A 21,218-nucleotide genomic window follows, 5' to 3' on the forward strand; every position below is an offset into this window, starting at 1 on the left:
AACAGCAGCGTGATCGCGCCGGAGCACAGCAGCGACATCACGATCAGCGCCGCATACATGTTGTTGTAGGACGCCCAGCCCTGCGCCCATTGCAGATAGAAGCCGAGCCCGGCCTTGACGCCGATCATCTCGGCGACCACGAGCACGGCGAAGGACGCTCCGAGCCCCATGAACAGGCCGACAAAGACATGCGGCAATGCTGCGGGGATCGCGACCTTGGTCACCAGGAAGGACGGTTTGGCGCCCAGCGTCCGCGCGACGTCGTAATAGGCAGTGCTGACACTGGCTACGCCCGACCAGGTCAGCACCGTCACCGGAAAGCCGGTGGCGAGTGCAATCAGGAACGTGCTGGCGCTCCACGCCGACGGGAACGTGAAGAACGCGATCGGCAGCCAGGCCGTCGCCGGCAACGGTCCGATGAAGCGCAGGATCGGATGGACCCAGTAGCCGGCGAGCCGCGACCAGCCGATGGACACGCCGGTGAGGAAACCCGCGGCCGCGCCGATGAAATAGCCGCCGAGCTGCAGCTTCACCGAGGCAAACGCGCTGTCCAGCAGCTTCGGCAGGTCGTCGGTGTAGACCTCGACGATGGACTGCGGCGGTGGAAAGAAGGGTAGCGGCAGCCAGCCGAATTTCGCTGTTGCAAGCTCCCACAGCGTCAGGAACGCTCCCAAGGCAAACAGCCAGGGCGCGCGCCGCTGCACGCCGTCGCCGAATTTGCCGAGCGCCGCCTGCGCCGTGGTTGCAATCGCGATGCCGGCGGCGATCGCGAATGCGGCGTAAGCGACGGCCTCGCTACGCGGCCAGTCACCTATATCCGGCCAGTACAGACATGACAGGCCGAAGGCCAGCCAGGCGAGCCCTGCCCCGATCCCCGTGATGCTGAACCGGAGCTTGCTGACGAATTGCAATCCGCCATCGCCGGCAATCAGCGCGGTTTCGCGATCAGCGCCAAGCGGCGCGATCTCAGACGCGGAATACGTCGGCATAGATGCGCTCCGCGAATTTGGTGGTGTCGGTGCCCGGTTTGAACACCGAGACAGTCTTGAGATCGTCGGCATAGGATTTCAGCTCGCGCTTCAGCGCGTCGCCGACCGGATGATGATGATGGGTGTGATACTTCACCATGCCCAGCAGATCCTCGATGGTCGCATTCTTCGGCGCATAGGGCTGGAATGACTTCGCCGCTTTTTCGGGATTCTGTGACGCGAACATTGCTGCATCGAGCAATGCCTGCGTCAGACCCCGCGCAACCTGCGGATCGTCCCGCAGCAGGCTGCCGCGCACGCCGACGACGCAGCAACTGATATCCTTGTAGGGACCGTCGAGATTGGAGCCGACTTCCTTCAGCTCGCCGTCCTTGAGCCAGAGATAGGCCAGCGGATCGGATGCCAGCCCGATCTGCGCCTCGCCCTTCTCCACGGCGAGCCGCACCAGATTGCCGGGATATTGCCGCCACTCGACATCCTTGTCAGGATTGAGCCCGGCTTTCGCAAGCTGGATCGAGAAGAAGTTCTTGTCGGGCCCGGCCATATCGCCGACCGCGATGGTCTTGCCCTTGAAATCGGCGACGCTCTTCACGTCCGACTTCGCCGGCGCCAGTGCACGCATGCAGCCGCCATGGGTGCCGGCGACGATCTTGACGTCGAAGCCCTGCTCCAGCGGCTTCAGCCAGCGCAGCGCCATGCCCAGGCCCGCATCGGATTTTCCGGTAGCAATGGCTTCGAGAAGCTGGTCCGTCGAGCCGCTGTAGTTCACCAGTTCGACGTCGAGATTCTGCTTCTGGAAGAAGCCGTGATCGATAGCGACCGGCAGCGGCGCAAGGCAGACCGCGCCGGCATTCCAGGAGAGCTTCAATTTGCGCGGCGCGCCGGTGAGCGCTGGCGCCTCCGATGCGGTCCTGCAGATCGGAAATTCCGAGAAATCAATGGGTGACGCCTGCCGAAACGGAAAGGCCTGCGCGCCCCATACGCCGAGCGGTGCGGCCAATGCGGCTGCAGCGCCGCCGCGCAACAGCGACCGGCGATCCATCAGCTGCTTGCGGTTGTGATCATTGTTCGACATCTGGTCTCCTTGCGATCGGCACAGCGCTGCCCATGGCCACAACGCATGGTGTTGCGGCTCGCGCTGATGCGATGGTCAATGTTTTGAGTGGAAGCTCAGCCGTGAGAGTCCGACGACTCCCGCCCCTGTGATTACGATGGTACGAGGATGGGCAGCGCGGCCGCTTCGGTCAATGAAATGGAATTTTGAATGTGAAAGCGCGGTGAGATTTTCTCTCCAACTTCAATCATCTCTAGAGTGAAACGCTTCGGACGGCACACGAACGTTCTGTGCTTCGACAACATCGCAGAAAATTCTATCTAGCCATCATCGTTGCGATCGCCGGGATCAATCGGGCCGGCCTCAACTCGGAATCTCCACTGGAGCGATCGGCATCGTCGGAACGACCGTCCGATCCGGCACAAGCAAGTTCGGGGGCAACGAACGAGCGCGATCTTCACATCGTGACGTCATGCGTCCGTCACGAACGGGAGATAACAGAACGTTGCTAAATGATTAATGTGCCGGGGGGCATTTGTGGCGTTGAATCTTGGTTTCCTCGACGATCTGTGCGCATTTCCATCTAGAACGCCCCCCACCAGCTTCAAATTCGGCTCCAGCGTTCGGCGCTTGATCCTGCTCTGCACGGCATCTGCCATTGCGATCGTTTCGACGACCGCAAGCCAGGCAGGACAACTCCCTGCCAGCGCATTCCAGGTCTATGATTCCGCTGCAGCGTCGAGCATTCAGCCGGGACCTTTCTCGCTCTATCTGGTTCGGGTGAACAGCATCGACCCGACCCAGTTGAATCTTGGCTTTACCGAAATCGGCAAGAAAGTATCGGCCTACGATCTGCTGACGCCAGCCGGACTTGCCAATGATCTTCTGACCGGCGGCAGTATCGAGCCGGTGATCATCGGGCCGGGCGGCATCCTCTATCTGACCAACGGCCACCACACTTTCACGGCGCTGACGCGATCGATTTACGGCGCCTCGAATCCCAATGTCTACGTCAATGTCATCGCCAATTATTCCAACCTGACGCCCGCGCAATTCTGGGCACAGATGCAGGCCAGCAATTTCCTGCTGCCGCTCGACAACGGCGTTATCCGAAGCGTCGATCCGCTGACCGGCGCGCCGATTCCGTCCACCTACGCGGGCATGACCAATGACCCGTATCGCGGGCTGGAATACAGCATTCTCAAGAACAAAAGCAGCAAGCTGTTTACGACCACCGCCAACATCACCGGCGCGGTCGGCTCGTCGATCCCCGGCCTCGACAAGACTGCGGCATTCTACTCCGACTTCATCTGGGCCAATGCGTATCGCGGCGCCAATGGCGGTCTCGGCCTCGCCTATCTGTCGCCGGGTGACATTGCCATTGCGACCAAGTGGAACCTGACCGGTACCAGTGAAACCACGCTGACCGGCGTCGGAAAAGTGACCGTCGCGCAGCTTCCCGGCTATATCCTGTCCGCCACAGGCAGCATCACCATCAACGGTACGATCACCGACGCGACCCTGGCCAATGGCGTCCTCGACGGGACGAAGGCCGGCACGTTCGATCAGAGCACGAGCTTCGCCTCGTTCAGCGGCTTGCGCGGCCTTAACCTTGGCACCGTCACCATCGGCTCGACGGCGCCCGGCTTCATCATGCAGCTCGGCGGCGACAGTGGCGGGATAGTCAGCCTCACCGGCAGCAATACCTATACCGGAGGCACCACGATCCTGGCCGGCACGCTGGGCGTCAACAGTGACGCCGCTCTGGGTGCCGCACGCCCGGTCAGCGCCGCGATTGATCCCAACAACATTCTCGCCAGTGTGCAGGCTGCCAACGGCATCACCTTCAACAGTTTGAGCGAAGGCAAAGGCACGCTTCAGGTTGCCAGTTCGTTTTCAACCAATCGGCCGATCGCCGTCAGTGGCGAGACAGCCATTCTGAGCCCGCAGGGTGCCGGCACGACGCTGACACTGACAGGCGAAATTGTATCGGTTGGAACCGCCGGCACCGGGCTCGGCAGCGCTAACGGAGAGTCCGACCTCACTGTCAACGCAAGCGCGAACACCGGGATGGTGAAAATCGCGCCCACCAGCGGCAGCAACTCGCTGTTCTACGGCAACTGGATCATCTCCAAGGGCATTCTGCAGGCATCCAGCGACGCGGCGCTCGGCAACACCACGGGCCCCTCTTATACTATCGGTCAGATCGATCTCGATGGCGGAACGTTTCAGGCCGGCGCATCGTTCAGCTCGGTTCGCAGCCTTTACCTGACCGGCGGCAGCACCTTTGACACCAACGGTTACACGACCTCTTTCGCCGGCTCGATGACCGACGTCCAGCGCACGCTGACGGTCGTCAACAGCAATACGACGACGGCGGGCGCGGTGACGTTTGGCTCCCTCGACATCAGCGGAACCAGCACGACGAGTGCAACCGCATCGACATCGACCCTGGCGCTCACCGGCGGCGCCGCGGGCGAGACGGTGACATTGACCAACGGCATCAAGCGCTCCGATCGTTCGACCCTTTTGATCGCTCCGACCTCTGCCGCGACCAACGTCACACTTGGCGTGACCGAAAAAGTGCTGTCAGGGACCGCACCAACCCTCACCAATGGAATCGTGTCGCCGTGGACGATCATTGATCTCGGCAGCGCCTCGGTCTCCAACGGCGCCGCCGCCGGCAATAATCGCTTCAACTTCGCGACCTACGATCCGACCACCGGCTTCCGTGCGGCGACTTACAGCAAGACCGGCTCGGGAGCCGCCGCCGGCATCAATGCCGCCACCGCCACCGATGTGGTGGAGCAGACCGGCAACGGCACGCTGACAACGAACAAGAGCGCATATGCGTTAAAGGTCGATTCAGGCGCCGTGATCACGGCCACCGGCATGACGCTGACGCTGGGCGACGGCACCAATCCCGCGGGCCTCATTCTCAGCGGCAGCAGCGCGGCGATCAACGGCGGCACGCTGGCGTTCGGCGGCAGCGAAGCGCTGGTCTTCGTACGCGGCACCACGGCGGTCTCCTCGCTGCTGACCGGCACCAACGGCCTCACGCTGTCCGGCACCGGCACGCTGACATTGAGTTCAGCCTCGGCAGGTTTGACAGGACCGGTCGATATCGCTTCCGGTACACTGAACCTTACGGCCGCTAATGCGCTGATCAATGCGGGCAGCGTCAACCTGTCGAACGTCAAGAGCAACCCGTCAGCGGCGATCCTGACAATGTCGGCCAACAACACCTTCGCCTCGCTCAACAGCTCCGGCAGCAACAGCGCGATAACCCTGACTGGCGCCAACACGGTGCTGACCATCGGCCAAACCGGAAATGCGAATGCCGCGCTGAACAACCTCGATTCGACGCTGTCGAGCACCATCACGGATACCGCTGTTGCCGCCGGTAGCAGCGCGATCGTCAAGGCCGGCACCGGCCTGCTCGATCTCTCCGGCGCAACGCTCACCCTCACGGCGGGCAGCAATGTTGCCGTCAATGCCGGCACATTGCGGGTCAGCGCCTCGTCCTTTACCAACACCAACAATCTCGTCACAGCCTCGGGCAGCGAAGTGCAGTTCGCGCAGAATGGCGGCGGCAAGTTCGCCGGCAACATCACCGGGGGCGGCGTCATGCATCTGATCGGCGGCACCCTGCAGCTGACCGGTACCGGCAACAGCTATACAGGCGGGACCGTCGTCGAGCAGGGATCGACCCTCGATCTGACCACAAGCAACGTCTCGAGTGGCAACGCCAACATCGCCAATGCCGGTGGCCTGATCGTGTTCGACCAAGCCTTCGACGGCAGCTATTCAGGCATCATCAGCGATGCGCGCCAGATGCAGGCCACGACCGGTGCACTGCTGTCCGGCAGCCTGATCAAGGACGACTCCACCGGCAACAATACGGGCAATCTGATCCTTGCCGCGGTACAGGCTTATACTGGCGGCACATTCGTCGAGGCAGGCACGATCACCCTCGGGGTGACTGACGCCATCGCCACGAGTTCCGGCGTCGATCTCGGACGGGTCGGGGGACCGACAGGAACCGGTGCGGCGGCAGCGGGCACCGCAACCGCCATTCTCGCCCTGAACGCCAACAACACCATTCAGGGCCTGATGAGCGAGGCGGGAAACAACACCGCTGTCCAGCTCAACGCCAACACCCTGACCATCAACACGGCAGCAAACACCGTATGGTCCTTCGGCGGCGCCATCAGCGGCGCTGGTTCGCTGGTCAAGAATGGGGCCGGAAAGGAAATTCTGACCGGCACCAGTAGCTATACCGGGACCACAACGGTGAATGCCGGCACATTGAGCATCAACGGCTCGATAGCTTCATCGTCGCTGACCACCGTCAATGCCGGCGGCACCCTCGGCGGCACCGGCACTGTCGGCAATACCACGATCAATGGCGGCACACTGTCACCGGGCAATTCGATCGGCGCCCTGTCCGTTCAGGGCAACCTGGTGTTCACGGCGGCGGCGAGCTATCTCGTCGAAGTCTCATCGAGTTCGGCGGACCGTACCAACGTCGCTGGTACCGCAACACTCGCCGGAAACGTCCTCGTGGCTCCGCAAGGAACGGTGAATTTCGGCAAGGCCTATACGATCCTGTCCGCCGATGGCGGTATTCTTGGTCAATTCGGTTCTGTTACCACCGGCAATCCGCTGATCGCCGCATCGCTCTCCTACACATCCAATAATGCGGCACTCACGCTCAGCCCGAATCTGGCACCATTTGCCGGCGCGTCGGTCAATCAGCAGAATGTTGCGACGGCGCTGCAATCCGGTCTACAGAACGGTGCCTCCGGCACATTTGGTTTCCTGTTCAGTCTGCCGACGTCGGCGCTGCCCGGGATCATGACGCAACTGTCTGGTGAAACCACTGTGGCCGCGCAGCAGACCACGTTCGACGCGATGCGACAGTTTACCGGCGCAATGCTGGAGTCGCCGATCGACGGCTTTGGTACTGGATCCGCAGCGGGCGCGACAGCCTTTGCCGAACAGGACGATGCCGCTTTGGGTTATGCATCGACCGGTCGCAAGCGGGCCGCCGGCAGCGAGCGGGAAGCCTATGGCATGATCACCAAGGCCCTTCCCCGCCAGCCCGTCTACGATCCAAGCTGGAACGTCTGGGCCGCCGGCTTCGGCGGATCGCAGACCACCGATGGCAATGCGGCGACCGGATCGAACAACACCACGAGCCGCATCTATGGCACGGCGGTGGGCGCGAATTACCGGTTCTCGCCAAACACCATCGCCGGGTTCGCACTGGCCGGCGGCGGCACCAATTTCAGCGTCGCCAATGGCGGCACCGGACGCTCCGATCTGTTCCAGGCTGGCGCCTTCGTCCGCCACACCACGGGTCAGGCCTATATCTCCGGCGCGCTGGCCTATGGCTGGCAGCAGATCTCCACCAACCGCACCATCGCCTTGACCGGCCCCAGTCCGTTGCAGGCGCGGTTCGACGCCAACGCCTATTCGGGGCGCATCGAGGCGGGCAATCGCTGGGTCATGCCAGGGATGTCCGGCGTCGGCATCACTCCCTACGTAGCCGGCCAGTTCACCACATTCGATCTGCCGGCCTATTCCGAGCAGTCGCAAAGCGGCGTTGCCGCCTTCGCCCTGAATTACGCGGCCAAGACCGTGACCGACACCCGCAGCGAATTGGGACTGCGTGCCGACAAATCATATGCTCTGGAAAATGCAGTGCTGTCGCTGCGCGGTCGGGTCGCCTGGGCGCACGAATACAATCCCGATCGCAGTGCTGCGGCAACCTTTCAGTCCCTGCCCGGAGCTTCCTTCGTGGTGAACGGTGCCGCGCGGGCCAGTGACTCCGCACTCACCACGGCGGCAGTTGAGACCCGATGGCTGAACGGCATGTCGATCGCGGCGAGCTTCGAATCCGAACTATCCGAAACCACGCGCAGCTACGCCGGAAAGGGCATCGTCCGGTACGAGTGGTAAGCGACAGCCTCAATACACGTCGAGCTGGAAGCGCCCCTTCTTCTTCAGCTCACTGACGAACATCACCGCCTCGTCGGTCGAGCGCGCGCCGTGCTGGGCGGCGATGTCGACCAGAGCCCGTTCGACATCCTTGGCCATGCGCTTGGCATCGCCGCACACATAGACATGGGCCCCTTCGGCGAGCCAGGTCCAGACGTCGCGGCCGACCTCGCGCATGCGATCCTGCACGTAGAACTTCTCGCCGGCATCCCGCGACCACGCCAGCGACAACCGTGTGAGGAAGCCCTCGGCCTTCATGCCATTGAGTTCGTCAGCATAGAAGAAATCCGAGGCGCTGCGCTGATGGCCGAAGAACAGCCAGTTCTTGCCCGGCGCCTTGGTGGCCCTGCGGTCATGCAGGAAAGCCCTGAACGGCGCAATGCCGGTGCCCGGCCCGACCATGATGATCGGCGTCTCCGGGTTTTCCGGCAGCGCAAAGCCATGAGCCTTCTGGACATAGACCTTGAGTTCGTCGCCGGGCTGGATGCGATCGGCGAGGAAGCTGGAGGCGAGACCATGGCGCTTGCGCTTGCCGACCATGTAGCGAACGATATCGACGGTCAGCGAGAGTTTGCCGGGCGTGGCGTTGTGCGATGACGAGATCGAATAGAGTCGCGGCTGCAACGGCTCCAGTGCCTCAACGAAGGCTTCCGGATGCGGGCGCACGCTGGAGAACTTCTGCAGCGCCGCCATCACGTCGAGCGTCGCTGCATCGCCATCGGGATCTTCGCCCTGCGCCAGCGCGCGGGCCTTGGCGCGTAGCGTACCGCCGGTGAGATAGGACATCAGCTCGAACAGGCTGTCCGGTGCCGGCGCCAGCGAAACATCAAACTGCAGCACCTCACGCAGGGTCTTGCCGCGCACTTTCGTTGTGTGCGACGCGCCGAGCAGTGCGATAATCTGGTCGACATGGCCGAGATCGTTCGACGCGAAGATGCCGAACGAGTCGCCGACGACATAATCGAGCCCGCAGCCGGACAGATCGAAATCGATATGCCAGGTCTCTTTCTCTGAGCCCTTGCCGTTGAGCAGACGGCGCCCAACAAATTTTGCCGGCGCGGGATTGTCACGCGAGCGGCCGAGCGTCGATGGATCGGGCGCCGCCACTTCGGCAGGCTCTGCAGTTGCCGGCTTCACCGCGGCGGGCGCAGCGCCGGCCGGTGCCTTGTCGAGCTCTTCATAGAGCGACTTAAGCATCCGCGCGGTTTCCTTGCCGCCGGGGACGCAGAGGTTCAGGCGCGTTTCGGCCCTGGTGGCAATCGCGTCGGAATAGTCGTTGCAGTTATAACCGCACTGGCCGCAATCCTGCTGCGCCATCGCTGCCATCATCTTGCGGCGGACCGGCTTGCCTTCGGCGAGCTTCATGCGATCGGCGATCGGCATGGTCTGGTCATGCCAGGGCGCGCCGTCGTCGTCTTCCATGATGGCCGCGCCCTGCTCCGCCGACAGCGGCGTCGCCGGCGCATCGGACAACAGGCCGGCGAAGAAGCCGTTCAGCCAGGAGCGCTGCGCTTCGGAGAACGGCGCAGACGATGGAATGATCTCGAGTTTGGGGAGCGGCGTCATCTGGTTCATGCGGACACCTGTTCGTCAGCGAGCGTGCGCAGCGCCGCGCCGTCATGGCGGCGCGCGAAAGTCAGGAAGGTCTCATCCGGCGATGTGCGATTGGCGAGGTAGGCCTTCAGCAGGCGCTCGACGACGACCGGCGCGTCCTCGGACCTGACGTTCTGATAGACCTCCTGCCCGACATCGGCCTGCGGCCCGAAACCGCCGCCGGTGAAGATGTGGAAGCCGTCCACCGTATCATCGCTATCCTCGACCGCGACGCGCGCGCCGATCATGCCGATGTCGCTGATATAATGCTGCGCGCAGGAATGATGGCAGCCGGTGAGATGGATGTTGATCGGCGTATCGACCTCGACGCGCGTGTCGCACCACGCGGCGATGTCCGTCGCTGTCTGCTTGGTGTCGGCATTGCCGAACTTGCAACCGGCTCGGCCGGTACAGGCAATCAGGCCGGCGCGGATCTCGGTGGTCTTGATGGCAAGGCCGAGTGCCTCGATGGCCGCGGTCGCCAGCGCGACATTCGCGTCTTCCACACCGGGGATGAGCAGGTTCTGCCACACCGTGAGGCGGATATCGCCGTCACCGAGATCGGCCGCAATCTTCGAAAGCCCCCGCATCTGATCGGTCGTCACCTTGCCCAGCGGCAGCACGACACCAATCCAGTTCAGGCCTTCCTGCTTCTGTCTGTGCACGCCGATATGCGCCGTGCGGTCGAAGCCTGGGCGGGGCAGCAACGCGTCCGCCGGAACGCGGGTAAACGGCGCGCCGAGCTTCTCCTCGACCAGGGTGAGGAACTTCTCCATGCCCATGCCGTCGATCACGTATTTCAGCCGCGCCTTCAGCCGGTTGGTGCGGTCGCCAAGATCGATGAACACGCGCACGATAGCGTCGGACACCCTGGTGGAGTCCTCAGGTCTCACGATGATGCCGGTATCGGTGGCGAAATCCTTGTGGCCGGTGATGCCGCCGATCCCGAGCTTGAACCAGACGCCCGGTTCGACGCCAAATCCGTCCTTCACCTCGACCGCAGCGAAGGCGATGTCGTTGGTATCCTCCAGCACAGCGATCTTGCCGGCGCCGTCGAAAGCCACGTTGAATTTGCGCGGAAGTCCGGCGAGCGAGCGATCGTTGAGAATGTGATAGTGCCACTCGCGCGCATAGGGCCGCGTATCCAGCAATTCCTGCGGATCGATGCCGGCGGTCGGCGTGCCCGTGACGTTGCGGATGTTGTCGGCCCCGGAGCCGCGTGAGCACAGACCGAGATCCTGGATTCCCTCGATCAGCTTCACGGCATTTTTCGGCGGAATCTCGCGCACCTGCAGATTGGCGCGCGTGGTCACATGCGAGAACGGACCGCACAACGCGTCACTGAGATCCGCAAGACCCGCAAGCTGCCAGTGCTTCATGACGCCGTTCGGAATCCGAAGCCGGCACATATAGGAGTCCTGCGTTGGCCCAACATAAAAGATGCCGTAATAGCGCCAGCGGAAATTGTCGGCCGGCGACGGACGGGCATCCGCAAGCGCCTGCGCTTTCAGGCGTGGATAGGCGTCGAACGGATGTTCCTCCCGCTTCCACTTCTCCTGGTCGACCAGCTTCCTGCCCGCCGCGATGGTGCGGTCCTGCGCCTTGATGTGCGGCGCATCCGGTCCGGTCGGTTCAACATTCGTCCTGCCCGCCGTCCCGCCGCCGAGGCCCTTGCCGACACGGCTGATCTGCAGCCCGGTCGAAAAGCCTTCGAGGTAGCGCTTCTGTTCGTCAGTGAAGTCGACGGAGAGCGTTTCGATTTTCATGCGCGCGACGAAGCTCCTGCGGGCCACAACGTGGCTTCAACGGGGATACGGATTGTGACCGCACAGGATCAGGTCAGCGCGTGACGCCGGCTTTGGATTCTGGAAACGGTCCGATCAGCCTCGTTGCTGCGGAAATCCATCTGGGACTGGCCGGCGGACATCAGCGGTCGCCGGCTGGTTAGAGACATTCAAGTCTCATGCCAAAATGTCGCGGGTAAAAATCGTCGGAAAATCAGCGCATTGGCCAGCGCATCGGGCAAACCCGCCCGCGCGTTGCCAGCATTTTGCACCGCACGCTCAATATTTAGACGGCAGCGGGGATTGCTGCCGTCCAGGGCGTCAGGCCATGGCCGATCTAGGGTTTCGCCGTCAGATCGGCGATCCCGTCATCAAACACACGCGTTTGCCGAAGCATGTCCTCGATGCCGTCAACCGCGACACCAAGATCGACCTGCGACGTATCGATGACCAGTTCGACCGCCTCCGGCGCCTGATAGTCATTGGCGATACCGGTGAAGCCCGGCAGATCGCCGGCGCGGGCCCTGGCATAATGCCCCTTGGGATCGCGCTGCTCGCAGATCTCCGCCGGAGTCGCGACATAGATCTCGCGAAATGCAGTATTCACCGTGCTGCGGGCCTCGGCGCGATCGCCGCGCGAGGGTGAAACAGCCGCGACGATGGCGATATGACCGTTGCGGGCGAGATGGCCGGCCATCTCTGCCAGCCGCCGGACATTCTCCCTGCGATCGGCGGCGGAGAAGCCGAGGTCGCGATTGAGGCCGGCGCGCAGCGTGTCGCCGTCGAGCAGGATCGGCGAACCGCCTTTGGCGAACAGACGATGCTCCAGCGCCCGCGCCAGTGTAGACTTGCCCGATCCCGGCAATCCCGTGAACCACACAACCGCGCCTTGATGGCGGTAACGCGCCGAACGTTCCTCAGGCCGCAGTGCCGACTGCACCGGCACGATGTCTGACGACACCGCACGCTGTCCGGCATCGGCCGAGAGCACGAGGCCACCACCCGCAATACGGCCGTTGACCTCGATGACGAGGCGTCCGGTTCGCGGATTGTCGACGTAGCGATCGGCCGCGACCGGCTGCGCCAGCGCAATATCGATTTCACCGACGTGATTACGGGCGATTTCTTTCGTCTCGACACTCGCCAGCTCGCCGGGATCGATCGCCTTTTCAATCGCGACCACGGTAGCCCGCACTTCCCGCACACCAAGCCGAAGCAGGATCGACGATCCCGCTGTCAGCGGCTGGTCGTGCAGCCAGAAGATCCGCGCACGCAGCCGCCTTGTGTCGCGCGGTTCTGCGCCAACGTGAGCGATCACATCGCCGCGCTCGACGAACAGTTCGCGGTCCAGCGTGATACCGACGGACCGCCCTGCCCCGTGCTCGCCTTTCAGCGGCATCGCCGACCAGCGCTCCACGCTCTTGATCTTTGCCCGCTTGCCGGCAGGCATGATCACGACGTTGTCACCGACCGCCAGATGGCCCGCCTCGATGCGCCCGGCGACAATGCGGCGATCGTCGAACTTGTAGATCGCCTGTACCGGCAGTCGCAGTGGCAATTCATCAAGCGCGAGCGCCGGCGTCAGTGCATCGAGCGCACCTACAACGGTCGGTCCGCGATACCAGCCGATACGGTCAGTATGGGTGGCCACACCATCGCCGTCCCGCGCCGAGATCGGAATCACCGCGGCAGGCGTGACGCCGAGTTCGACGAGATGCGCCGAGATTTCGTCGCTGATCGCCTGGAAGCGCTGAGCGCTGAAATCAACGCGGTCCATCTTGTTGACGACGACGGCGACCTGCCTCACGCCCAATAGATGCAGCAGATAGGCATGGCGCCGGGTCTGATCGCGCACGCCTTCCAGCGCATCGATGATCAGCACGGCGCCATCGGCCTGCGACGCGCCGGTGATCATGTTGCGCAGAAATTCGGCGTGGCCGGGCGCGTCGATCAGAATGACGTCGCGCAACTTGGTGCGAAAGCGGATCTGCGTGGTGTCGATGGTGATGCCCTGGTCACGCTCGGTCTGCAACGCATCGAGCAGGAACGACCATTCGAAGGGCATGCCGCGCCGCGCGCTGACCGCTTTCAGCATCTCCAGCTTGCCGTCCGGCAGGCCGCCGGTCTCGTGCAGCAGCCGGCCGACCAGGGTCGACTTGCCGTGATCCACATGGCCGACGATGACGATGCGCAATTGCGGACGTGTGGTGCCGTTGGGCATCCCGAGCGAAACCGGGTTGACGGGTTTGGTCATGGCATCACCTCTTAGAGATAGCCGGCGACGCGCAGTCGCTCGAAGGCGTCTTCGGTCTCGTGATCGAGTGCGCGGCCGGCGCGCTCGGGCACGGTGGTGCCGTCGAGCTCGATCAGGATTTCGGCAATCGTGCTGGCAGTGGACGCGACGGGATTGGTGATGTCGGCATCGCCCAGCGAGCGGTAGCGCTTGCCGTCCTTGGCCAGATACAGCGGAATGATCGGGATGTTTTCCCGCGCCGTGTAGGCCCAGATGTCGGCTTCGGTCCAATGCAGGATGGGATGAATGCGCAGATGCGCGCCGGGCGGCGGCGAAGCGTTGAACTGATCCCAGAATTCCGGCGGCTGATCGCGCACGTCCCATCCGCCTTCGACGCCGCGCGGCGAGAACACGCGCTCCTTGGCACGGGTCGCCTCTTCGTCGCGCCGGATGCCGGCGATCAATCCGTCGAAACCGTGCTTGGCAAGCGCCAGCTTGAGCCCTTCGGTCTTGCGGGCTGCCGAGCGTGCCGCCGGCGGCAGCGTCGGGTCGACGCTGTCGATCGACGGGCAGTATTCGATGGTGAGGTCGAGTCCCCACTCATCCGCATATCGATCGCGGAACGCGTACATCTCGGGAAATTTCTTTCCGGTATCCACATGCAGCGCGGGAAACGGCACGCGACCGAAGAACGCCTTGCGCGCCAGCCAGATCATCACGTTGGAATCCTTGCCGAGCGACCACAGCAAGGCCAGCTTCTTCAATCGCGCGAAGGCTTCGCGGAGAATGTAGATGCTCTGTGCTTCCAGTTGATCGAGGTGATCCATCGACGCGACGTCGGCTCGGACGCGCTCAAGATTGGTTGACGTCATACGCCTTCTCCAAACCCTCAAAACCGCCGTGAGATTCGTCCTTGCTCGCGAGGCGGGCATGCTCGGAGAAATTGCATCTCTGGAACTGGATTTGCGGAGTTAAAAAATCTAAACTGCCTTTGTTGAATAGAAAGAATATCCTTCTATTCAATGGCGATAAATAACTGATATATAGAATCTTATTCCAGTCAAGCTGGAGTTTGCTCAGGAGTGTGTGATGTCGCCGCCGCAAGCCACCGCAAGTGCCGATGAATGGGACCGGACGCTGCAATCCGCCTCGCCGGCCGAGGTGGTCGCCGTAGCGCTGCGTCTGGTGGGCCGCGATCAACTCGCACTGGTGTCGTCGTTCGGCACGGAGGCGGCGGCGCTGCTGAAGGTGATGGCCGATGTCGACACCGCCATTCCCGTACTGTTTCTCGACACTGGCTGGATGTTCGAGGAGACCCTCGCCTATCGCGATCAGTTGATCGCAACGCTGGGCCTGCGCGACGTGCGAACGATACGTCCCGCAGCGGACGCGCTCGCTGCTCACGACAGTGACGGAGACCTGTGGTCATCCGATCCCGATAGCTGCTGTCGGATCCGAAAGGTCGAACCGCTGGCACAAGCCCTGTCGCCATTCGCTGCGTGGATCAATGGTCGCAAGCGATTTCAGGGCGGATTACGCGCCGCCATCCCGGTGGTCGAGACCGATGGCGACAAGCTGAAATTCAATCCGTTCGCCAATGTGGAGCCGGACGAGATCAGGCTGATCTACGCATCCGCAAACCTGCCGCCGCATCCGCTCGTCGCATCGGGCTTTGCCTCGGTAGGCTGCATGCCCTGCACGACGCGCACCTCACCCGACGAAGACCCGCGCGCAGGCCGATGGCGCGGCCGGGCCAAGACGGAGTGCGGCATCCACAAGTCGGCGAGCTGACGCAGCCGCTACGACTTCATATGCACGATTTCGAACGCAGCCAGATGCGCCGCGATATTATCGGGATCGAACGCCGGGCCGGCAAAGGCGCCAACCCCATCCGGCACGTCGCTGCTGGCGCTTGGCGCGATCCCCAGCGCCGCATCGTAGAGATCAGGCCTGAATACGGCCTCGGCGGTCTTCTGCGCTTCCGGGCTGATAGAGGCCTGCCCCCAACGCACCATCTGCGCATAAAGCCACGTCGCCTGGCGCGGATCGGGACGCCCCGCCCCTTCACGGCCGACCAGCAGATAGCGGCCGCTCTCACGCATGGTGCCGTCAGGTGAAATCTTCAGCCGGCCATCCAGCGTCCGCAATAAGACCTCCGGCGAGACGCCGATATGTTCGGGCTTGGCCAGAATGGCCGCCGTCTCGTCGCGATTGTCTGGGGCCTCGATGAAGGCCGCGGCCTTCACATGCGCCCGCGTCAGTGCGGCGACGGTGTCCGGGTTCTTCTCCGCCCAGGCCTGCCGGACCGCCAGCACCTTCTCGGCAGCGCACAGCAGGATGTCGGAGACGAAATGCAGGATGTGGCCGACGCCGAGATCGACGGCGACCGAATTCCACGGCGCGCCGACGCAGAACGCGTCCACGTGACCGTTGGCAAGGCTGTCCACCATGTAAGGCGGCGGCAGCACCACGAGGCGCACGTCCTCGTCGGGATCGACGCCGCCGGCCGCCATCCAGAATCGCAGTTGATAGTTATGGGTCGAGAACGGAAACGTCATGCCAAAGGTCAGCGGCTCGGCCCCGGCCCTGCTGCGGGCCGCCACCACACGGCGCAGTGCCTGCGCAGTGGCCATCGGATCGGTGGGATTGCCATCCAGTTCAGCCTTCAATGCGGCATGCAGAGCCGGCGAGACCGTGATGGCGTTGCCGTTGATGCCGAGATTGAACGGCGCCACGATCGGCACTTTCACATGCCCGAGCCCGAGGCTGGAAGCGATGGCAACGGGCGCCAGAAGATGCGCCGCTTCGAACAGGCCGATATTGAGCTTGTCGCGGACATTCGACCACGACACTTCGCGCACCAGCGTAACGTCCAGCCCTTCGGCCCTGGTGAAGCCCTTGTCGACGGCGACGATCAACGCGGCGGCATCGACCAGCGGAATGAAACCAACACGAAGCGGGTGATCGGTCATTTCAGCAACTCCGCTGCGGTGATGATCGACTGTGCGATCTCACCGATTTTCTTCTTCTCGCGCATCGCCGTGGATCGCAGCAATACGTAAGCCTCTTCTTCCGTGAGGCCCTTGACCTTCATCACGATGCCCTTGGCGCGGTCGATGATCTTACGCTCCTCCAGGGCCGACTTGGTGCGCTCGAGCTCGTCCTGCAGTTTGGAGAAGGCATTGAAACGGGAGATGCAGAGATCGAGGATCGGCTTGATCCGCTCCTTCTTCAGCCCGTCCACGATGTAAGAGGATACCCCTGCCTCGACCGACGCCCGGGCCGCCTCGGCGTCGCTCTGGTCGACGAACATCGCCACCGGCCGGCGCACCGCGCGGCTGACCTGGAACATTTGTTCCAGCACGTCACGGCTGGGGTTTTCCAGGTCGATGACGATGACGTCGGGGTCCAGGGCGTAGATCCGGGCGAGCAGATTGTGCATTTCCCGGATGTGCTGGACGTCGATATAGCCGGCCTCCCGCAGCCCTTCCTCGAGGATCGCGGCCCGAATCGGGCTTTCGTCGACAATGACAATTTTGGGCGACTGGTCGGCAGGCATCGGGCACTCACAGGGATGCGGAATACCCATAGCACGCCCGCGCACGGCTTAAAGCCTTGTAATTATGGGCAAATGGGACTACCTGCTGCCTCTCAATCAGGCAGATCGAACATGCAACAGGCCGCCGCGCCGAAAATCTCCTTTGTGTCACTGGGATGCCCGAAGGCCCTGGTGGATTCCGAGCGCATCATCACGCGCCTGCGGGCCGAAGGTTACGAACTCGCACGCAAGCACGACGGTGCCGACATCGTCATCGTCAACACCTGCGGCTTCCTCGACAGTGCCAAGGCGGAGTCGCTGGGCGCCATCGGCGAAGCCATGGCGCAGAATGGCAAGGTCATCGTCACCGGCTGCATGGGCGCCGAGCCCGAGCAGATCGAAGCCGCTTATCCCAACCTGCTGTCGATTACCGGCCCTCAGCAATATGAGAGCGTGCTCGACGCCGTGCACCGCGCGCTGCCGCCGGTGCACAATCCGCATATCGATCTCGTGCCGCCGCAGGGCATCAAGCTGACGCCGCGGCACTACGCCTATCTGAAAATTTCCGAGGGCTGCAACAATCGCTGCACCTTCTGCATCATCCCGAAGCTGCGCGGCGATCTCGTCTCACGCCCTGCCAACGAAGTGCTGCTGGAGGCTGAGAAGCTGGTGAAGGCCGGCGTCAAGGAACTGCTGGTCGTGTCGCAGGACACCTCGGCCTATGGCGTCGATATCAAATACGCCACCAGCCCGTGGAAGGACCGTGAGGTCCGCGCCAAATTCTACGATCTGGCGAAAGAGCTCGGCGAACTCGGCGCCTGGGTGCGGCTGCAATATGTTTACCCGTATCCCCATGTCGACGAAGTCATCGGCCTGATGAATGCTGGCAGCAATGTGCTGCCCTATCTCGACATCCCGTTTCAGCATGCGGCCCCGGAAGTATTGAAGGCGATGAAGCGCCCGGCCGCGCAGGACAAGACGCTGGCGCGCATCAAGACGTGGCGCGAGATGTGCCCGGATCTCACACTCCGCTCGACCTTCATCGTCGGCTTTCCCGGCGAGACCGAAAGCGACTTCCAGTATCTCTTGGACTGGCTGGAGGAAGCGCAGATCGACCGCGTGGGCGCGTTCAAATACGAGTCCGTGGCGGGCGCGACCTCCAACGCCATCGCCAATGCGGTGCCTGAAGAAATCAAGCAGCAGCGCTGGAATGCGCTGATGGAGCGCCAGCAGAAGATCTCCGCGCGTCGCCTCAAGCGCAAGGTCGGAACGCGCCAGCAGATCATCATCGACGAGGTCGGCCCGACCGTATCGAAGGGCCGCTCGAAGGCTGACGCACCTGACATCGACGGATCGGTCTACATCACCGCACGCCGGCCGCTGAAGGTCGGCGAGATCGTCACGGCGAAGATCGAGCGCGCGGATGCGTATGATCTGCACGGGACCGTGGCGGGGTTTTAATAGACGTGCCGGCGGCGGTGGTTTCCCTCCCCACCAGGGGGAGGGAAAAGAACAAAGCTCACACCTTCAAAATCACAGCGCCCGTGGTCTTGCGTGCTTCCAGATCCACATGCGCCTTGGCTGCATCCTTCAGCGCATAGGCGTGATTGATCGGCACATGCAGCTTGCCGTCGATCACAGCCGAGAACAGCGTGTCGGCGCCCTCCAGCAATTCAGAGCGCTTGGCGACATAGTCGTTCAACTTCGGGCGCGTCGCGAACAGCGAGCCGTGATTGTTGAGTTCGGCGATCGCGAATGGCGGCACCGGGCCTGAAGCATTGCCGAACGATACCCACATGCCACGGGGCTTCAGGCACGACAGCGAGCCCGGATAGGTGGTCTTGCCCACACCGTCATAGACGACATCGCACAGTTCGTTACGGCTGATCTGCTTCACGCGATCGACGAAGTTCTCTTCGTTGTAATTGATGACGTGATCGCAGCCATTGGCCAGCGCCAGCTCGCCCTTCTCCTTCGAGCCGACGGTGCCGATCACGTGTGCGCCCATGGCCTTGGCCCACTGGCAGGCGAGCAGACCGATGCCGCCCGCCGCGGCATGGATCAGCACGCGGTGATGCGGCTCGACCTTGAAGGTCTTGTGCAGCAGATACCAGACCGTGAGGCCCTTGAGCATCAGCACGGCGCCCTGCTCGTGGGTGATGAGGTCGGGCAGCTTCACCAGCCGGTCTGCTGCGAAGACGCGCTCAGTGGCATAGCTGCCGAGATTTGAATAATAGGCAACCCGGTCGCCGGGATGGAAACCGGTAACGCCGGGACCCACCTCGATGACTTCGCCGGAGGCTTCATTGCCAGCGATGAATGGCAGCTGCGGCGCCTTGTAGAGACCGCTGCGGAAATACGTGTCGATGAAATTGACGCCGATGGCATGCTGGCGAATGCGCACCTCGCCCGCGGCCGGAGCCGGAACCTGCACGTCTTCATAGGTGAGGACTTCAGGTCCACCGATTTCGTGGACGCGGATGGCCTTGGTCATCGTTCAATCTCCCTGAATGACTTTGGTCTCAAGCGATAACCAACAGCCGCGTGATGTCAACCTGTGCCCGATTGGGCCCGCTTTCGGCGGTTGCGCTTCGCCAGCACATTGAACAGCTCGACCGCCGACGAGAACAGGATGGCGAAATAGATGTAGCCGCGCGGGATGTGGAATTTGAATCCGTCTGCAACCAGCGAGACGCCGATCAGCACGAGGAAGGCCAGGGCCAGCATCTTGGTGGTGGGATATTGCGCCACGAAGCGCGCCACAGGTCCAGACGATACATACATCACCACACAGGCAATGATGACGGCGGCAACCATGATCTCGATGTCCTGCGCCATACCGATCGCAGTGATGATGGAGTCGAGCGAGAACACGAGATCGACGACCACGACCTGCAGGATCACCCAGGCAAAGGCGTTCGGGGCCGACCTCTCGTCGCCGTGCCCTTCCCGCGCCTCGACCTCGGCATGAATTTCGTGCGTCGCCTTGGCGATCAGGAACAGACCGCCGCCGATCAGGATGATATCGCGCCACGACAGCGCGAGCCCCCTCACCGTGATCACCGGTTCAGTCAGGCCGATCAGCCAGACAAGGACGCTCAGCAGGATGATCCGAAACACCAATGCCAGGGCCAGACCGATCTGGCGTGCGCGCGTGGCCTGCGGCTCCGGAAGCCGTGATACCAGCACCGACAAGAAGATCACATTATCAATGCCGAGCACGATTTCGAGAGCGGTCAATGTCAGCAGTGCGGCCCAAGCTTCGGGGCTGGAAAACAGTTCGATCATGATGTGGAGGGCCTCATGAGGCGGATGACGGCGTCACCGCAGAGAATGTAAAAAGCGATCGCGCAGAGAGCGACCGTAACAGGCCAAGCAACAGCGAAGTTCTGTATCAGCGTGATGACGGCGAGCACGGCCCAGATCGCCATCAGTGACAGGTTCAACCGGCGCAGGCGCATCACGCGAACGGGATGCAGCACATGCACCGGCACGAAGGTCAGGACGATCAGCGCCAGCATCGCCAGGCTTGCGACGACAGGGGATGGTTGCAGCAGGAACAGATAGAACGCCGCCCCGTTCCACAGCGCCGGAAATCCGCGAAAGTGGTTGTCGTCGGTCTTCATGCGCTTGTCGGCAAAATATAGTGCGCTGGTGACGACGATACCGACGCCGAGCAGCACCGCCGTCCACGGCACCAACAGACCGGACGCCGCAATCGCGTAGGCCGGAACGAACACATAGGTAAGAAAATCGACCACGAAATCGAGCGCATCGCCCGACCAATCCGGCAGCACCCGGACGACGTCGAAGTGTCGGGCGATCGGACCGTCGAGCGCGTCGATGATCAGCGCCAGACCGAGCCAGCCGAACATTGCAGCCCATTCGCCGCGCACGGCGCTCATCATGGCAATGAGTGCCACACCGGCGCCGAGCGCAGTAAAGATGTGAACCGAGAACGCCGCCGCGCGCGCGGATCGTGACGACGACGGGAATTGGTCCGGACTCGAAGCGGTCATGTGCC

At 62.7% G+C, this 21,218-nt stretch carries 14 protein-coding genes; 3 read left to right on the forward strand and 11 right to left on the reverse strand.

What is annotated here, in order from left to right; genetic code table 11:
* Positions 1-989: ABC transporter permease (locus ACEK02_RS14710; RefSeq protein WP_371422412.1), on the reverse strand; the 989-nt coding region annotated here is incomplete at its 3' end.
* Positions 967-2,064: an ABC transporter substrate-binding protein gene (locus ACEK02_RS14715; protein ID WP_371422413.1), complete on the reverse strand. Its 1,098-nt coding sequence runs from the start codon at positions 2,062-2,064 to the stop codon at positions 967-969. The genes ACEK02_RS14710 and ACEK02_RS14715, both read right to left, overlap by 23 nt.
* A gap of 516 nt (positions 2,065-2,580) precedes the next feature.
* Here ACEK02_RS14715 and ACEK02_RS14720 point away from each other — a divergent pair.
* A complete protein-coding gene (locus ACEK02_RS14720) occupies positions 2,581-8,007 on the forward strand; it encodes an autotransporter domain-containing protein (protein WP_371422414.1) in 5,427 nt (1,808 codons plus the stop codon).
* Between the two features lie 9 nt (positions 8,008-8,016).
* On the opposite strand, the gene ACEK02_RS14725 is transcribed toward ACEK02_RS14720, so the two are convergent.
* The 4 genes from ACEK02_RS14725 to cysD all read right to left on the reverse strand — a co-directional run bounded on the left by ACEK02_RS14725 (position 8,017) and on the right by cysD (position 14,528).
* Positions 8,017-9,621 carry a sulfite reductase subunit alpha gene (locus tag ACEK02_RS14725; protein WP_371422415.1) on the reverse strand — a complete coding sequence of 535 codons (1,605 nt, stop codon included), beginning with the start codon at positions 9,619-9,621 and terminating at the stop codon, positions 8,017-8,019.
* Entirely contained in the window at positions 9,618-11,405 is a 1,788-nt protein-coding gene (locus ACEK02_RS14730) for a NirA family protein (RefSeq protein ID WP_371422416.1), read from the reverse strand. The genes ACEK02_RS14725 and ACEK02_RS14730 overlap by 4 nt, the downstream gene beginning before the upstream one ends.
* A gap of 355 nt (positions 11,406-11,760) precedes the next feature.
* Entirely contained in the window at positions 11,761-13,677 is a 1,917-nt protein-coding gene (gene cysC, locus ACEK02_RS14735) for an adenylyl-sulfate kinase (protein ID WP_371422417.1), read from the reverse strand.
* 11 nt (positions 13,678-13,688) lie between these two features.
* Positions 13,689-14,528, reverse strand: a complete 840-nt coding sequence (cysD, locus tag ACEK02_RS14740) for a sulfate adenylyltransferase subunit CysD (RefSeq protein ID WP_371422418.1) — start codon at positions 14,526-14,528, stop codon at positions 13,689-13,691.
* A gap of 217 nt (positions 14,529-14,745) precedes the next feature.
* On the opposite strand from cysD, the gene ACEK02_RS14745 reads away from it, so the two are divergent.
* Positions 14,746-15,447, forward strand: a complete 702-nt coding sequence (locus ACEK02_RS14745) for a phosphoadenylyl-sulfate reductase (RefSeq protein ID WP_371422419.1) — start codon at positions 14,746-14,748, stop codon at positions 15,445-15,447.
* A gap of 8 nt (positions 15,448-15,455) precedes the next feature.
* Here the strand turns inward: ACEK02_RS14745 and ACEK02_RS14750 are convergent, their stop codons facing one another.
* Both ACEK02_RS14750 and ACEK02_RS14755 read right to left on the reverse strand, forming a co-directional pair.
* On the reverse strand, positions 15,456-16,628 hold the full coding sequence (locus tag ACEK02_RS14750) for a CmpA/NrtA family ABC transporter substrate-binding protein (protein ID WP_371422420.1): 1,173 nt from the start codon (positions 16,626-16,628) through the stop codon (positions 15,456-15,458).
* Positions 16,625-17,215, reverse strand: coding sequence for an ANTAR domain-containing response regulator (locus tag ACEK02_RS14755; protein WP_371422421.1), 591 nt, complete (start codon positions 17,213-17,215; stop codon positions 16,625-16,627). Before ACEK02_RS14755 ends, ACEK02_RS14750 begins: the two co-directional genes overlap by 4 nt.
* A gap of 111 nt (positions 17,216-17,326) precedes the next feature.
* Here ACEK02_RS14755 and rimO point away from each other — a divergent pair, with 111 nt between their 5' ends.
* Complete coding sequence (rimO, locus tag ACEK02_RS14760; protein ID WP_315841983.1) at positions 17,327-18,655, forward strand: 30S ribosomal protein S12 methylthiotransferase RimO; 1,329 nt, start codon at positions 17,327-17,329, stop codon at positions 18,653-18,655.
* 58 nt (positions 18,656-18,713) lie between these two features.
* On the opposite strand, the gene ACEK02_RS14765 is transcribed toward rimO, so the two are convergent.
* From ACEK02_RS14765 to pcsA, 3 genes are read right to left on the reverse strand one after another with little or no spacing between them, the layout of a single operon-like run.
* Positions 18,714-19,688, reverse strand: coding sequence for a quinone oxidoreductase (locus tag ACEK02_RS14765; protein WP_371422422.1), 975 nt, complete (start codon positions 19,686-19,688; stop codon positions 18,714-18,716).
* Between the two features lie 56 nt (positions 19,689-19,744).
* Complete coding sequence (locus tag ACEK02_RS14770) at positions 19,745-20,482, reverse strand: TerC family protein (protein WP_371422423.1); 738 nt, start codon at positions 20,480-20,482, stop codon at positions 19,745-19,747.
* A complete protein-coding gene (gene pcsA / locus ACEK02_RS14775; RefSeq protein ID WP_371422424.1) occupies positions 20,479-21,213 on the reverse strand; it encodes a phosphatidylcholine synthase in 735 nt (244 codons plus the stop codon). The genes ACEK02_RS14770 and pcsA overlap by 4 nt, the downstream gene beginning before the upstream one ends.
* Between the last annotated feature and the right edge of the window lie 5 nt (positions 21,214-21,218).

Source organism: Tardiphaga sp., from assembly GCF_041424195.1.
GTDB lineage: Bacteria > Pseudomonadota > Alphaproteobacteria > Rhizobiales > Xanthobacteraceae > Tardiphaga.

Excerpts from the sequence above, each read along its gene's own strand:
- ACEK02_RS14715 (WP_371422413.1), bottom strand. The coding sequence starts at position 2,064 with ATGTCGAACAATGATCACAACCGCAAGCAGCTGATGGATCGCCGGTCG.
- ACEK02_RS14725 (WP_371422415.1), bottom strand. The coding sequence starts at position 9,621 with ATGAACCAGATGACGCCGCTCCCCAAACTCGAGATCATTCCATCGTCT.
- ACEK02_RS14730 (WP_371422416.1), bottom strand. The coding sequence starts at position 11,405 with ATGAAAATCGAAACGCTCTCCGTCGACTTCACTGACGAACAGAAGCGC.
- cysC (WP_371422417.1), bottom strand. The coding sequence starts at position 13,677 with ATGACCAAACCCGTCAACCCGGTTTCGCTCGGGATGCCCAACGGCACC.
- cysD (WP_371422418.1), bottom strand. The coding sequence starts at position 14,528 with ATGACGTCAACCAATCTTGAGCGCGTCCGAGCCGACGTCGCGTCGATG.
- ACEK02_RS14745 (WP_371422419.1), top strand. The coding sequence starts at position 14,746 with ATGTCGCCGCCGCAAGCCACCGCAAGTGCCGATGAATGGGACCGGACG.
- ACEK02_RS14750 (WP_371422420.1), bottom strand. The coding sequence starts at position 16,628 with ATGACCGATCACCCGCTTCGTGTTGGTTTCATTCCGCTGGTCGATGCC.
- ACEK02_RS14755 (WP_371422421.1), bottom strand. The coding sequence starts at position 17,215 with ATGCCTGCCGACCAGTCGCCCAAAATTGTCATTGTCGACGAAAGCCCG.
- rimO (WP_315841983.1), top strand. The coding sequence starts at position 17,327 with ATGCAACAGGCCGCCGCGCCGAAAATCTCCTTTGTGTCACTGGGATGC.
- ACEK02_RS14765 (WP_371422422.1), bottom strand. The coding sequence starts at position 19,688 with ATGACCAAGGCCATCCGCGTCCACGAAATCGGTGGACCTGAAGTCCTC.
- ACEK02_RS14770 (WP_371422423.1), bottom strand. The coding sequence starts at position 20,482 with ATGATCGAACTGTTTTCCAGCCCCGAAGCTTGGGCCGCACTGCTGACA.
- pcsA (WP_371422424.1), bottom strand. The coding sequence starts at position 21,213 with ATGACCGCTTCGAGTCCGGACCAATTCCCGTCGTCGTCACGATCCGCG.